This window comes from Nocardioides terrigena, assembly GCF_003047265.1.
GTDB lineage: Bacteria > Actinomycetota > Actinomycetes > Propionibacteriales > Nocardioidaceae > Nocardioides > Nocardioides terrigena.
Genome location: NZ_PZYY01000002.1, coordinates 506633 through 519355 on the forward strand (window position 1 = coordinate 506633; position 12723 = coordinate 519355).

Genomic DNA, 12723 nt, shown 5'->3' on the forward strand with positions numbered 1-12723 from the left:
TCGGGGGCGTTCGTGCGTCCCGGGCGGGCGCCGGGGGACTAGGTTGCCGACATGACGAGCGCACCGGTCCCGGTCAGCACCCCCGACGGCGAGATGCCGGCCCACCTGTGGCTGCCCGAGGCCGGCACCGGGCCCGGGATCCTGCTCCTGCAGGAGATCTTCGGGGTGAGCCGCTACATCGAGCAGCGCGCCCGGGACCTGGCCGGGCTGGGCTACGTCGTCCTGGCCCCGGAGCTCTTCTGGCGACTCGGCGTCTCCCGGGTCGAGGAGGGTCCCGAGGCCCTGGAGGAGGCCCTGGCGCTGCTCCAGCAGGCCGACTGGCAGGCGGCGGTCCGCGACAGCCTGGCCGCGCTGGAGCAGCTCGGCGCGCGCCGCGAGGTGGTCGGCGGCGTCGGGATCGTCGGGTTCTGCTTCGGCGGCGGCCTGGGCTTCAGCGTGGCCGCCGAGTCGTCGCCCGACGTGCTGGTGAGCTACTACGGCTCGGCCCTGCCGGACATCCTCGGCCTCGTCGAGCCGGACGCGCCCGTGACGGTCGTCGAGCCCGGGGCGGTGACGGCACCCTCCCTGCACCACTTCGGACTGGCCGACCGGTTCCTCACCCCGCAGGTCGTCGCGCAGGTGCGGGACGCGCTCGAGCCGCTGGAGCAGGTGACGTTCCACGGCTACGAGACGGCGGACCACGCCTTCGACAACCCCGACTTCTTCCTCCACGACGCCGAGGCGTCACGGCTGTCGTGGGAACGCACGGTGGCGTGGCTCGCGCAGCACCTGCCCGCGACTCAGTAGCGCACCCGGCGCACCCGCCACCCGTCGCCGCGAGGGGCGACGGACAGCGTGGTGCCGCGGAGGCGGCCGGAGAACAGGTAGGCCGGCACGATCCGGTAGAGGTCGACCCCCACGCGGCGGCACGTGTCCCTGCGGGCCCGGGCGCGCGGGACTGCGGTGTCCGTACGACGCCAGCCCGACGCGGTGGACTCCTGGAGGACCGTGGGCCAGCCGGTCGCCCGCGACGTGGTCAGCCGGACGGCCGAGTCCGGCCCCGACGGGAGCACGAGGTCGCAGCGCCGGGTCGCCCCGACGGGGAGCACGACGCGACCGCGCTCCCGGGAGAAGACGCTGGTCGAGCGCCGGGTGCTGGCGGAGACCCAGCGCCGGTCCGCCGAGACACCGAGGGGACGGCGGGTGACCGCGACCGAGCTCCACGTGGACCCGTCGGTGGACACCAGCGCCGTGGCGCGTCCGTCGCAGCGCACCTGCGCGACGAGGACGCCGAACGGCTCCGAGGAGAACGCGTCCTCCCAGCGGCACGGGCCGGGCAGGGTGGTCACCGGCCGCAGCGGGCCCCACCGCCGCGCGACGGCGTCGTACTCCTGCACCTCGATGGTCCGCCTGTCCGGGGAGGACAGGGCGACGAGCGGCAGCCCGGCGGCGTGCACGTACGTCGTCCCGGCGAGACCGCTGCGCTCCACCAGGCCCGGGGCCTCGGCCGGGGCGATGCCGGTGACCGCCCAGGGGGATGTCTGGTCGGCGCGGGTGATCGTCGCGAGGTGGGCCGGCGAGTCGGGGTAGCCGAAGAGCGCGGTCAGGGCGTCGACGTTCACCAGGTCGGACTCGGCGCAGGCGTCGTTCACGTCGAGGACCTGGCGGACCGTCGGTCCGTCACCGAGGCGGGTGGCCACGGCGAGCCCGCAGCCCGCCCCCGAGGGGTCGCTCGCGCCGTACAGGACCGACACGCGACCGTCGTCGGCGATCGTGGCGGTCGAGGTGTACTCCTGTCCGGGCAGGGAGATCGTGCGGTCCACGAAGCCCTCGGCGGGGGTGAGGGTGAGGTAGCCCTGGTGCTGCGGCCACACGGCCGAGCGGCCGTCGGGGGAGATGCCCGGCTCCTCGTAGGCCTCTCCCTCGAGCCGGTGCACCCGCCACGTCTGCAGGTCGTCGGACCAGAGCGCCTGGGAGTGGGTGGGGGCCTGGTCCTCGGCGTAGCCGAACCGGTCGCACTCGGCGATCACGGCCACCGACGTCCCGGCCGTACGGGCGTCCAGGTCGCCGCAGTAGAGGTTCTTCCTCCGCAGCACCACCGTCCGCTCTCCCCACGTGCCGGTGGCGGCGTCGTACCGACGGCCGCGCACCTCGCGCAGGTTGCGCGAGACGCGGAGCTCGAACCGGTCGCCGTCGGCGAGCTCGACCACGACCCCGCGCTCCGTCTCCCGCGGCAGGTCGGCCGCCGCCGGTGCCGGGGCCACGAGGGCACGGGCGCCGGTCAACGTGGTGGCGAGCAGGGCGACGGCCGTGCAGCCGCCGACCAGCCTGGACATGAGTCGTCCCCGAGTCCCCGTCATGGCGGGCAGCGTAACCCCGCACCGGCGGCTGAGACGGGGCTGCAAGGGGGCCGCGACCGACCTACGCTCGACGCATGAGCACCGAGCACGCCGACGACCGGGCGGACCACGAGGCCGGCGTCCGCGAGGTCGCCACCCGGGCACGGACCGCCAGCCACGACCTGGCGCTGGCCACCCGCGCGACGAAGGACGCCGCCCTGCACGCCATGGCCGACGCGCTGCTGGCGCAGGCGCCCGCGGTCCTGGCCGCCAACGCCGAGGACGTCCGTCGCGCGGAGGAGGCGGGCACGCCCGCCCACATCATCGACCGGCTGCGGCTCACCGACGACCGGCTCGAGGCGATGGCCGCCGGGCTGCGCGAGGTCGCCGGGCTGGCCGACCCGGTCGGCGAGGTGGTCCGGGGCTCGACGCTGGCCAACGGGCTCGAGCTGCGCCAGCTGCGGGTGCCCTTCGGCGTCGTCGGGATGATCTACGAGGCCCGGCCCAACGTCACCGCCGACGCGGCCGGGATCTGCCTCAAGTCGGGCAACGCCGTCCTGCTGCGCGGGTCCTCGAGCGCGCGCTCCAGCAACGCCGCCATCGTCGAGGTCCTGCGCGAGGCCGTGGTGACCGCGGGGTTGCCCGCGGACGTCGTCCAGCTGGTCCCCGGCGACAGCCACGACTCGGTCAAGGCCCTGATGCGGGCCCGCGGCCTCGTCGACGTGCTGATCCCGCGCGGGGGAGCGGGGCTGATCCGCAGCGTCGTCGAGGAGTCGACCGTGCCCGTCATCGAGACGGGTGTGGGCAACTGCCACGTCTACGTCGACGCGTCGGCCGACCTCGACCAGGCGCTCGCCATCGTCGTCAACTCCAAGACCCACCGCACCAGCGTGTGCAACGCCGCCGAGTCGCTCCTCGTGCACGAGGACGTCGCGGACGACTTCCTGCCGACGGTGATCGACGCCCTGCGGGCCCACGACGTCACCATCCACGGCGACGAGGCGTTCGCGGAGTACGACGACGTGGTCGCGGCGACCGAGGCGGACCACGCCACCGAGTACCTCTCCTCCGACATCTCCGCCGCCGTGGTGGCCGACGTCGAGGCCGCCATCGCCCACATCCGGCGCTTCTCCTCGGGGCACACCGAGGCGATCGTGGCCCGCGACCAGGCGACCATCCGGCGCTTCGTGGCGGCTGTCGATTCCGCGGCCGTCATGGTCAACGCCTCGACCCGGTTCACCGACGGCGGCGAGTTCGGCTTCGGCGCCGAGATCGGCATCAGCACCCAGAAGCTGCACGCCCGCGGTCCGATGGGGCTGCCGGAGATGACGTCGACCAAGTACGTCGTCGTCGGCGAGGGCCACGTGCGCTGATCGCCGGTGTCGAGCGGCGGTGTCGATCGGCGGTCGGACGGGGCGGGCGCCGAGGCGGGCGACGGGGCCGCAGGGCGATAGGATCGCGGCATGTCGCTGAACGCCCTGACGATCCTGGCCGCCGAGTCCCACGACGCGCCCGCCATCCACCCCTACCTCGTGGGTGCCATCGCCCTGGCGATCCTGCTCGGCCTGCTCGTGGCCCTGGTCGCATTCGGCGGCGGGCGCGAGCACTCCTGATGCCCCGTCGTGTGGGCGTGATGGGTGGCACGTTCGACCCCATCCACCACGGCCACCTCGTCGCGGCCTCCGAGGTCCAGGCCTGGTTCGACCTCGACGAGGTCGTCTTCGTGCCCACGGGCGACCCGTGGCAGAAGGCCGACCGCGACGTCTCGCCCGCCGAGCACCGCTACCTGATGACGGTGGTCGCCACGGCGGCCAACCCGCGCTTCCGGGTCTCGCGCGTCGACATCGACCGCACCGGACCGACGTACACGATCGACACGCTGCGCGACCTGCACGCCGAGATGCCGGACGCGGAGCTCTACTTCATCACCGGTGCCGACGCGCTGGCCGACATCTTCACGTGGCGTGACGCGGACGAGCTGTTCGAGCTCGCCCAGTTCGTCGGCTGCACCCGGCCGGGCTACGAGATGGACCCGGCCACGCTCGACAAGATCCCCTCCGCCAAGGTCACCATGGTCGAGATCCCCGCCCTGGCGATCTCGTCGACCGACTGCCGCGAGCGCAAGCGTCGCGGCGAACCCGTCTGGTACCTCGTGCCGGACGGCGTCGTGCAGTACATCGCCAAGCACGACCTCTACACCACCACCGCGGACGACACGTCCGCCAAGGAGCCTGCATGACTGCCACCGACCACGCCATCGAGCTCGTCCAGGTCGCCGCTGCCGCGGCCGCCGACAAACTCGCCCAGCAGGTCATCGCCTTCGACGTCAGCGAGCAGCTGGCGATCACCGACGCCTTCGTCCTCGCCTCGGCGACCAACGAGCGCCAGGTCAAGGCCATCGTCGACGAGGTCGAGGACAAGCTGCGCGAGCACGGCGCCAAGCCGATCCGCCGCGAGGGCCACCGTGAGGGTCGCTGGGTGCTGCTCGACTACGGCGAGATCGTCGTCCACGTGCAGCACGAGGAGGAGCGCCAGTTCTACGCCCTCGAGCGGCTGTGGCGCGACTGCCCGGTGATCTCCGTCGACGTCACGACCCCGGCGGTCACCGACGTCCCCGGTGCCGCCCACGCGGGCACCACCGGCACCACGGACACCACACCCCCCGACGAGGAGTGACCCCTCCCCGCACCCTGGTCCTGCTGCGCCACGGGCAGACCGCCTGGAACGCCGAGGGGCGCGCCCAGGGGCACCTCGACATCGGCCTCGACGACCTCGGTCGCGCCCAGGCCGCCGCTGTGGCGCCGGCCGTGGCGGCCCTGCGACCGGACGTCCTGTGGAGCTCGGACCTCGCGCGCGCGGCGACGACGGCCGCCGCGGTCTCGGAGGCCTGCGGTCTCGAGGTACGGCACGACGCGCGCCTGCGGGAGTACGACGTGGGGGAGCGGGCCGGACTCACGATCCCCGAGTTCGCCTCGGCCTACCCCGCCGAGCACGCGGCCTGGGCTGCCGCGGGCAGCTCCTTCGAGCACGCCGACGCGGTGCCCGGTGCCGAGTCGACCGCTGACGTCCTCGGTCGCATCGTGCCCGCCCTGCGGGAGGTGCTCGCGTCCGTCGAGCCGGGAGGCACGGCCTGCGTGGTCGGCCACGGGGCCGCGCTCAAGGTCGCCACGATCGCGCTGCTGGGCTGGGACCGGACCGCGTCCACCTCGCTGCGGGGCATGGACAACTGCGGCCACACCCTGCTCGACGACGCCGGTCCGGACGGTTCGTTGCGGCTCGTCGCGTGGAACAGGACCCCCGATTTCGCACCCCGGGAGTCGGTTGGCTAATATTCTGCGAGTTGTCCGACGGAGCCCGCTCCGGAGGGCGCACCCGTTGGGGGTGTGGCGCAGCTGGTAGCGCATCTGCATGGCATGCAGAGGGTCAGGGGTTCGAGTCCCCTCACCTCCACCAACACCGCAGGTCAGGGCCACGGTCTGGATCCTCACAGAGGAGACAGCACGTGGCCCGATCGCATTTCTGACTTCGTTCAGGTCGCCACGGGCAGCCGCACGAGGAAGCGGCAGCCGGACGAGCCCGGAGCCACGACGTTCTCGACGGTCACGGCGCCCCCGTGGGCCTCGACGATGCCCTTGACGATGGCGAGCCCCAGGCCGGCGCGGGTGGTGTGGACGTCGGTGTCGTCGGGCACGTCGGGGGTGCGGGCCTGGCTCCCTCGGAAGGCGACGTCGAAGACCCGGGCGCGGTCCGGGTCGGGGATCCCTCCGCACCCGTCGGCCACCGCGACCTCGATGGCGTCGGCGAGCGGCCGGGCGCTGACGTGGACGCTGCCGTCGGCGGGGGTGTGCCGGATGCCGTTGACGATGAGGTTGCCGAGGACCCGGGACATCCCGGACGGGTCGGCCGTGACCTCGAGCCCCGGGTCGACGCTGCCGGACAGCGTGACCCCGCGTGCGCGGGCGACCGGCTCGGCCCCCGCGATCGCCTCGCTGACGAGGTCGCCGAGCATGAGCGGCTGGGGAGCGAGCTGGAGGACGCCGGCGTGGATGCGGGACAGCTCGAAGAGGTCGTCGACCATCCGGACCATCCGGTCGACCTCGCCGCGGATCTGCCGGTGGTAGCGCGCAGGGTCCGGTGCGATGCCGTCCTCGAGCGACTCCGTCATCGCCCGGATCCCGGCCAGGGGGGTCCGCAGGTCGTGCGAGACCCAGGAGACGAGCTCGCGCCGGGAGTCCTCGAGGCGGGCCTCGCGTGCCCGGGACTCGGCCAGTCGCTGGTTGGTGGCCGCGACCTCGGCGGCGAGGGCCTGGAACTCGGCCGGACCACGGCGGCCGGCGACCAGCGAGCCGCCGGCGCCGACGCGGCGTACCTCCTCGCGCAGGCCGTGGGACCAGCGCACCAGGGCCGTGGCCAGCACGAGGGCCACGAGGAGCGACACGAGCCCCGCGGCCGCCGTCACGATCGTGGTGACCTCGAGGTCGTGGCGGGACAGCAGCATGCGCTGCGCCACTGCCTGGATGCCGACGATGACGGTCAGGGCCGTCACCACCGCGACCAGCGCCAGCTGCCACCGGAGGGTGCGGTGCCTGAGCAGCCATCCGAGGCCCAGCCCGAGTCCTCCGACGACGACGCCGGACAGGACCGACAGCATCCAGATCTCGACGGTGTCGCTCATGGTTCCTCCTCGATGGCGGGAGCCGACGGTGACGGCTCCCAGCGGTAGCCGACGCCCCACACGGTGACCAGTCGACGTGGTGTCGTGGGCTCCGACTCGACCTTCTCGCGCAGCCGCCGGACGTGCACGGTGACCGTCGAGTGGTCGCCGAAGGACCACCCCCAGACCTGCTGGAGCAGGTCCTCGCGGGCGAAGGCCTCTCCCGGCCGGGCGACCAGGAACGACAGCAGGTCGAACTCGCGGGCGGTGAGCGGACACGTCTCGCCGCGCAGCAGCACCTCGCGGCGACGGCGGTCGACCACCAGGTCGCCGTCCACGGTGACGGGCACCTCCTCGCGCGCGCCGGGATTGCTGCGGCGGAGGATGGAGTCGACGCGCAGGACGAGCTCGCGGGGGCTGAAGGGCTTGGTCAGGTAGTCGTCGGCACCGGTCTCCAGCCCGACCACGCGGTCCTGCTCGCTGCCCAGCGCCGTCAGCAGGATCACGGGCACGTCCCCGACGAGGCGCAGGCGTCGGCAGACCTCCAGCCCGTCCAGGCCGGGCATCATCACGTCGAGGACGACGAGGTCGGCGCGCTTGCGCCGGCTGGCGGCGAGCCCCTCGGTGCCGTCGCTGGCCTCGGAGACCTCGTGACCGGCTGCGCGGAGATAGGTCACCACCACCTCGCGAACGGTGCGGTCGTCGTCGACGACGAGGACGTGGGCCATCGGGTCAGTCTGCCCGTCGACCGGTGGACGCGGTGGCCGATCGCCGCCGCACCAGCCCGACGAGGACCACGACGGTGACGGTGGCGACGAGCAGCACCAGCCACGAGGCGGCGTACGGACGGTCCAGCAGGGTCGGGTTGTCGGCCCTGGCGCCGAAGCGGCCGAGCACCGGGACGGCGACCAGGGTCAGCGAGCCCCACACCACCAGGGCCACCGTCGCAGGGGTGCGCCAGGACGGCGGGACGAGCCGACGACCCGCCAGCCCGGCCAGCAGGAGGGCGCCCGAGAGGAGGACGTCGTGGACCAGCACGCCGGCGGCGAGCCACACGGCCACCTCGACCAGCTGGCCGGTCTCCTGCCGCGTGAGGGCGAGGAAGGCGCCGTACGCCGCGACCAGGGCACCGGCCGTACCGAGGAGGACGCGGGCGATCACGTCGACACCTCCAGGGACGCGACCCACTTGGTCTGCAGCACGCCGGGCCGGTTGGGAGCGATGATCCGGCAGGGGAAGCCGTGGTCCAGGTCGAGGGGTTCGCCGGCCAGGTCCAGGGCCAGCAGGGTGCGGTCGTCCGCCGCGAAGTGGGCCGGCAGGACGGTGCGTCGGAAGGCCCCCTTCCGCTGGAGCGACATCACGCCCACGTCGCGATCGGTCGCCAGCCCCGTGGCGGCAAGCACGTCGGAGACCCGGACACCGCCCCAGGTGCCGCTGGCGCTCCACCCCTCGACACACGCGATCGGCAGCACCTCGGTGCGCTGGGGGAGGGCGCGCAGGTCCTCCAGGCCGAGCGAGGCCACCTCGGTGCCGTCGACGACGATCCGCAGGCGGTACGCCGCGTCGCTCGCGCGGTCCACGACCCCGGCCGCCCGGGCGGACTTGTTGATCGGCACCCCACCGGGACCGTCGCCGGAGCGCACCCCGAAGGGCGACACGGAGCGGAGGACCGGCACCGTGCTGCCGGCCGTGGCGAGCACCGCCACGCCCGAGGCGGCCAGCGCCGAGCGCACCAGCCCCCGCCGGGAGACGGGGCCGGTCTCGACCGCGGTGGGCCGGTCGTGCTGGGTCTCGTCGATGTCGCGGGCGATCACGTCGCGGATGACCGGCAGCTTGACGGCGACGTGCACGAGCAGGGCGCCGATGGCCACCCAGGCGAGGGCGTAGTGGGTGGAGCGGAACGAGAAGGCCGTCCACGGATACCACTGCGCCGCGTTGAGGAGCCCCGTCACGAGCTGGAAGATCGCGGACGCCACCAGCACGGCGATGGAGCCGCGCTCGAGGACGGTCAGCACGAGGCGGCGACCGCCGGTCAGGTCGACCCGCTCGAACAGGCGCGGGTAGACCGACCACAGCTTGACCAGGAGGAGCGGGATCGCGGCCATCCCCGTGCTGACGTGGAGCCCCTGGGTGAGGCGGTAGCCCCAGGCGGGGCTCGTGGGGAAGGGCACCGTGGGACTGGGCGCCTGGGCCCAGTGGCTGACCAGGCCGGTGAGGAAGCAGACGCCGAAGCTCAGTCCGAGCCACACCCCGACGCGGGCCGCGACGGCCGGGCTGCGGAGCCGGGAGCCGAAGTGCTCCGGCGCGGGGGCCTTCATCGGCGTTCCTCGCGCAGCACGGCGACCCAGCGGTCGTCGAGGTGGTGGACCCCGTCCACGACGAGGCCGACGGCGCCGGCCAGGGCAGGTACGTCGTCGAGGCCGACGACGGCCCACCGGAACGGCCGGCTGCGGTGCTCGCCGCCCTCGAGGGACGCCCAGCCCGACGACGACGGCACGGTCGGCCCGGCGACCTCGACGACGATGCGACCGCGCGGGTCCAGGATCTCCCGCACCCGCCGTAGCAGGCCGGTGGGGTCGCCCCCGATGCCGACGTTCCCGTCCGCGAGGAGGGCCGTGTGCCACCGCCCCTCGCCGGGGAGGTCGGTGAAGACGTCGCGGAGGATCGCGGTCGCACCGCGACTGCGGGTCAGGCGGACGGCGGCGTCGACGACGTCGATCCCGAGGGTGACATGGCCGAGCTCGGCCAGGGCCTCGGTGAGCCGGCCGGGGCCGCACCCGATGTCGATGGTGGGCCCGACGCAGAGCGCCAGGAGCCGGTGGTCGGCGTGGTCGGCGGCTCGCGTCCAGGAGGCGACGGGGAGCACGAGCGGGTCGTCGCCGAGGCCGACCACGACGGTGGGCTCGCCCAGCAGCGCCCGGGCGAAGACGTGGGTGAAGGACGCCTCGACCGTCATCGCCGGGCCTCCGCCAGGGCGTGCCACGCCTGCGCGAAGCGGGTGCCGGGGACCTGTCGAGCGACGTTCCGGGCGTCCGCCACGGTGTCGACATCGGTGAGGGGCCGGGTGAGGGCGACGCGGTGGCCGGCCCGCTGGAGCGCCTGCTCGGTGTCGACGCACGTGGAGGCGGTGGACATCTCGACCCCGGCCAGCACCTCGGCGACCGCCGGGTCGCGACGGGCGAGTGCCCACCAGCCCCCGTCAGGGGCAGGTCCGAGGACCGCGTCGTGGCCGGCCAGCGCGGCGGCCGCCGAGCGGAGCGCGCCGCCCGTGACCTGGGGCGTGTCCATGCCGACCTGCACCACCACCCCGTCGCCGGCGTCGGCGTGGGCGCGGACCAGCCGGGTGGCGAAGTCGTCGCCACGCTGGTCGGTCACGGTCCACCCGTCGAGGACCCGCTCGATCTCGTGGCGGCGTACGGCGTGGGACAGGTCGCCGGCCAGGCACAGGTGGCCGGAGGCTCCCGACGCCTCGACGGCCTCCAGGGTGTCGAGCAGCGCCGCCGCCGCGAGGTCCGCGGCCCGGTCGTGGCCGATGTCGGCGCCGAGCCGGGTCTTCACCTGTCCCGGGACCGGTGCCTTGGCCATCACCAGCACGGTGAACGCGTCGTACGGGCTCATGCCAGCACCTTCCAGAAGTCGAGCGCGGTGCGGGCCGTCCCGACCACGGACCCCGAGACCTTGGACCTCGTGCCGACGGCACGGGGGTGGTAGGCGACCGGGTGCTCGCTGACCCGCCACCCGGCACGGGTGACGGCCTGCAGGAGCTCGACGGGATAGCCGAAGCGGCGGTCGAGGAGGCCCAGGGCGAGCAGGTCGTGTCGCCGGCAGACCCGCATCGGGGCGATGTCGTGGGCGTCCATCCGCAGGCGGTGCCGCAGCCAGGCGGCGATCAGGGCGTTGCCGGCCCGGGCGTGCCAGGGCCAGACGCCGCGGGCGACGGGACGGCGTCGACCGACGGCGATGTCCGCGCGGCCCTCGGCGACGTCGGCGAGGAGCGGGAGCAGCTCGCCGGGGTCGAACGACCCGTCGCCGTCCATGACCGCGACCAGGTCGTGGGTGGCGGCGAGCATCCCGGCGTGGACCGCAGCCCCGTAGCCGGGTGTGGGTTCGTGCACGACCCGGGCGCCGAGACGTGCGGCCACCGCGGCGGTGTCGTCCCGGGAACCGTTGTCCACCACGATCACGGAGAACGTCGCGGGGACCCGGGGGAGCAGGTCGCGCAGCGCCGGTCCCTCGTCGCGGCACGGGAGCACGAGGTCGCAGGTGGTCATGACTGCAACGGTGACAGCGCGAGGGGGCGTGCGGGGCCGCTGCGTCTTACGAAGTCATGACGTCCGGTCAGGGCGGCCGGGAGGCACCGGATCCGTGCCTAGGCTCGCCGCCATGACGGACACCGCGGCGCCACCTCGCCCTGCTCTGGCGGGCACTGACCGGCGGACCGTGGTCGGGCTGACGGTGGCCGTCGGCCTGGTCGTGCTGGCGTTCGTGCTGCCGCCGCTGGCCGGGTGGGACGTCGCGTCACGGGTCGACGACCGGGCCGCCGCGCCGACGCACGGATTCTGGGACCCGAAGGTCGGGTGGGGCACCGTCCCCGCAGTGGCCGTGGGCCTGCTGGCGGTGTGGCGCGGGGAGGCCTGGGCCCTGGGGTGGTCGTGGCGGCGACTTCTCCTGGCGTCGTACGTCGGGTCGCTGGCCTGGCTGCTGGCGCTGGCGCTGGTCGACGGCGCCGACGGCCTGACCCGTGCGATGGCCCACCGCAGCGAGTACCTCCACACCGCGCGGCAGGTGGACGACGTCGACCTCCTGCTGCGCACCTACGTCGAGCGGATCCCCTACGCACACCCGGACAACTGGCCCGTCCACGTCGCCGGGCACCCGCCCGGCGCGGTGCTCGTGTTCGTCGCACTGGTCTCGGTGGGTCTCGGCGGAGCCGTGGCGACGGCGTTGGTCGTGACCGCGGTGGCGGCCTCCCTGCCGGCGGCCGTCCTGGTGACCCTGCGCCTGCTCGGCGTGGACCGGCACGCGCGCCTCGCGGCACCGTTCCTCGTGGTCAGTCCCGCCGCCGTGTTCCTCGCGGTCTCGGCGGACGCGCTGTTCGCAACCTTCGCCGCGTGGGGGCTGGCGAGCCTCGCCGCCGCGGCGGTCGCTGTCCGACGGTCGAGGATGGTCGCCTGGGCCGTGCTGGCCGGTCTCCTGCTGGGCTGGTGCGTCATGAGCTCGTACGGTCTCCCACTCCTCGGCGTCCTCGCCGTCGCGGTGCTGGCGGTCGGCCGGTCGTGGTGGCCGCTGCCCGTCGCTGCGACGTCGGCGCTGGCGCTCGTGCTGGGCTTCGCCGCGGCCGGCTTCGCCTGGTGGGAGGCCTACCCCGTGCTCGTCGACCGCTACTGGGACGGCATCGCGAGCGAGCGCCCGGCGGCGTACTGGATGTGGGGCAACCTCGCGGCGCTGCTGCTGTGCGCGGGACCGTTGCTGGGGGCGGGCCTCGCCCACGCCTCCGGGCGCGCTGCGGACCGACGCGATCCGGAGGTCGGTCCGCTCCTGTGGCTCGCCGGCGCGGCCGTCGTCGCGGTGGTCGTCGCCGACCTGTCGCGGATGTCCAAGGCCGAGGTCGAGCGGATCTGGCTGCCCTTCGTCCCGTGGCTGACCCTGACGATGGCGCTGCTGCCGTCGGGCTGGCGCCGTCAGGGGCTGCTGCTCCAGGTGGTGACCGCGCTGGCCGTCCAGCACCTGCTCTACACGACCTGGTGAGGC

15 protein-coding genes and 1 tRNA gene are annotated in these 12723 nt (G+C 74.2%); 8 read left to right on the forward strand and 8 right to left on the reverse strand.

The annotated features are described in order from the left end of the window. The first annotated feature begins 51 nt into the window (after window positions 1–51). Entirely contained in the window at window positions 52–786 is a 735-nt protein-coding gene (locus DAE25_RS06405) for a dienelactone hydrolase family protein (protein WP_107765358.1), read from the forward strand. Here DAE25_RS06405 and DAE25_RS06410 read toward each other — a convergent pair. Further along, a complete protein-coding gene (locus DAE25_RS06410; RefSeq protein WP_159083610.1) occupies window positions 780–2339 on the reverse strand; it encodes a hypothetical protein in 1560 nt (519 codons plus the stop codon). The genes DAE25_RS06405 and DAE25_RS06410 overlap by 7 nt on opposite strands. Window positions 2340–2413: 74 nt before the next feature. Between DAE25_RS06410 and DAE25_RS06415 the strand changes: the two genes are divergently transcribed. From DAE25_RS06415 to DAE25_RS06435, 6 genes are all read left to right on the forward strand, one after another. Beyond that, window positions 2414–3691, forward strand: coding sequence for a glutamate-5-semialdehyde dehydrogenase (locus tag DAE25_RS06415; protein WP_107765360.1), 1278 nt, complete (start codon window positions 2414–2416; stop codon window positions 3689–3691). 90 nt (window positions 3692–3781) lie between these two features. Beyond that, window positions 3782–3931: a hypothetical protein gene (locus DAE25_RS23480; protein ID WP_199907456.1), complete on the forward strand. Its 150-nt coding sequence runs from the start codon at window positions 3782–3784 to the stop codon at window positions 3929–3931. After that, window positions 3931–4557 carry a nicotinate-nucleotide adenylyltransferase gene (gene nadD, locus DAE25_RS06420; protein ID WP_056888397.1) on the forward strand — a complete coding sequence of 209 codons (627 nt, stop codon included), beginning with the start codon at window positions 3931–3933 and terminating at the stop codon, window positions 4555–4557. The genes DAE25_RS23480 and nadD overlap by 1 nt, the downstream gene beginning before the upstream one ends. Further along, window positions 4554–4994: a ribosome silencing factor gene (rsfS, locus tag DAE25_RS06425; protein WP_056888396.1), complete on the forward strand. Its 441-nt coding sequence runs from the start codon at window positions 4554–4556 to the stop codon at window positions 4992–4994. Before nadD ends, rsfS begins: the two co-directional genes overlap by 4 nt. Next, entirely contained in the window at window positions 4991–5647 is a 657-nt protein-coding gene (locus DAE25_RS06430; RefSeq protein ID WP_159083611.1) for a histidine phosphatase family protein, read from the forward strand. The genes rsfS and DAE25_RS06430 overlap by 4 nt, the downstream gene beginning before the upstream one ends. A gap of 48 nt (window positions 5648–5695) precedes the next feature. Next, window positions 5696–5771, forward strand: a tRNA-Ala gene (locus DAE25_RS06435). A 76-nt stretch (window positions 5772–5847) separates the two neighbouring features. Here the strand turns inward: DAE25_RS06435 and DAE25_RS06440 are convergent. From DAE25_RS06440 to DAE25_RS06470, 7 genes are read right to left on the reverse strand one after another with little or no spacing between them, the layout of a single operon-like run. Continuing rightward, on the reverse strand, window positions 5848–6993 hold the full coding sequence (locus tag DAE25_RS06440; RefSeq protein WP_107765361.1) for a sensor histidine kinase: 1146 nt from the start codon (window positions 6991–6993) through the stop codon (window positions 5848–5850). Beyond that, window positions 6990–7700 (reverse strand): response regulator transcription factor, encoded by a 711-nt coding sequence (locus tag DAE25_RS06445; RefSeq protein WP_107765362.1) that lies wholly within the window; start codon window positions 7698–7700, stop codon window positions 6990–6992. Before DAE25_RS06445 ends, DAE25_RS06440 begins: the two co-directional genes overlap by 4 nt. 4 nt (window positions 7701–7704) lie before the next feature. After that, complete coding sequence (locus tag DAE25_RS06450) at window positions 7705–8133, reverse strand: hypothetical protein (protein WP_107765363.1); 429 nt, start codon at window positions 8131–8133, stop codon at window positions 7705–7707. Beyond that, the gene (locus DAE25_RS06455) at window positions 8130–9290 is read right to left on the reverse strand and encodes a molybdopterin-dependent oxidoreductase (RefSeq protein WP_107765364.1); all 1161 of its coding nucleotides are present in this window, start codon (window positions 9288–9290) and stop codon (window positions 8130–8132) included. Before DAE25_RS06455 ends, DAE25_RS06450 begins: the two co-directional genes overlap by 4 nt. After that, window positions 9287–9928 (reverse strand): methyltransferase domain-containing protein, encoded by a 642-nt coding sequence (locus DAE25_RS06460; RefSeq protein ID WP_107765365.1) that lies wholly within the window; start codon window positions 9926–9928, stop codon window positions 9287–9289. Before DAE25_RS06460 ends, DAE25_RS06455 begins: the two co-directional genes overlap by 4 nt. Continuing rightward, window positions 9925–10590 carry a TIGR04282 family arsenosugar biosynthesis glycosyltransferase gene (locus tag DAE25_RS06465; RefSeq protein ID WP_107765366.1) on the reverse strand — a complete coding sequence of 222 codons (666 nt, stop codon included), beginning with the start codon at window positions 10588–10590 and terminating at the stop codon, window positions 9925–9927. Before DAE25_RS06465 ends, DAE25_RS06460 begins: the two co-directional genes overlap by 4 nt. Beyond that, on the reverse strand, window positions 10587–11243 hold the full coding sequence (locus DAE25_RS06470; protein ID WP_107765367.1) for a glycosyltransferase family 2 protein: 657 nt from the start codon (window positions 11241–11243) through the stop codon (window positions 10587–10589). The genes DAE25_RS06465 and DAE25_RS06470 overlap by 4 nt, the downstream gene beginning before the upstream one ends. A gap of 112 nt (window positions 11244–11355) precedes the next feature. Here DAE25_RS06470 and DAE25_RS06475 point away from each other — a divergent pair, with 112 nt between their 5' ends. Then, window positions 11356–12720 carry a hypothetical protein gene (locus tag DAE25_RS06475; RefSeq protein WP_107765368.1) on the forward strand — a complete coding sequence of 455 codons (1365 nt, stop codon included), beginning with the start codon at window positions 11356–11358 and terminating at the stop codon, window positions 12718–12720. Window positions 12721–12723 lie beyond the last annotated feature (3 nt).

Excerpts from the sequence above, each read along its gene's own strand:
- DAE25_RS06460 (WP_107765365.1), bottom strand. The coding sequence starts at position 9,928 with ATGACGGTCGAGGCGTCCTTCACCCACGTCTTCGCCCGGGCGCTGCTG.
- DAE25_RS06470 (WP_107765367.1), bottom strand. The coding sequence starts at position 11,243 with ATGACCACCTGCGACCTCGTGCTCCCGTGCCGCGACGAGGGACCGGCG.
- DAE25_RS06415 (WP_107765360.1), top strand. The coding sequence starts at position 2,414 with ATGAGCACCGAGCACGCCGACGACCGGGCGGACCACGAGGCCGGCGTC.
- DAE25_RS06455 (WP_107765364.1), bottom strand. The coding sequence starts at position 9,290 with ATGAAGGCCCCCGCGCCGGAGCACTTCGGCTCCCGGCTCCGCAGCCCG.
- DAE25_RS06445 (WP_107765362.1), bottom strand. The coding sequence starts at position 7,700 with ATGGCCCACGTCCTCGTCGTCGACGACGACCGCACCGTTCGCGAGGTG.
- DAE25_RS23480 (WP_199907456.1), top strand. The coding sequence starts at position 3,782 with ATGTCGCTGAACGCCCTGACGATCCTGGCCGCCGAGTCCCACGACGCG.
- DAE25_RS06465 (WP_107765366.1), bottom strand. The coding sequence starts at position 10,590 with ATGAGCCCGTACGACGCGTTCACCGTGCTGGTGATGGCCAAGGCACCG.
- DAE25_RS06440 (WP_107765361.1), bottom strand. The coding sequence starts at position 6,993 with ATGAGCGACACCGTCGAGATCTGGATGCTGTCGGTCCTGTCCGGCGTC.
- DAE25_RS06405 (WP_107765358.1), top strand. The coding sequence starts at position 52 with ATGACGAGCGCACCGGTCCCGGTCAGCACCCCCGACGGCGAGATGCCG.
- DAE25_RS06475 (WP_107765368.1), top strand. The coding sequence starts at position 11,356 with ATGACGGACACCGCGGCGCCACCTCGCCCTGCTCTGGCGGGCACTGAC.
- DAE25_RS06410 (WP_159083610.1), bottom strand. The coding sequence starts at position 2,339 with ATGACGGGGACTCGGGGACGACTCATGTCCAGGCTGGTCGGCGGCTGC.
- nadD (WP_056888397.1), top strand. The coding sequence starts at position 3,931 with ATGCCCCGTCGTGTGGGCGTGATGGGTGGCACGTTCGACCCCATCCAC.
- rsfS (WP_056888396.1), top strand. The coding sequence starts at position 4,554 with ATGACTGCCACCGACCACGCCATCGAGCTCGTCCAGGTCGCCGCTGCC.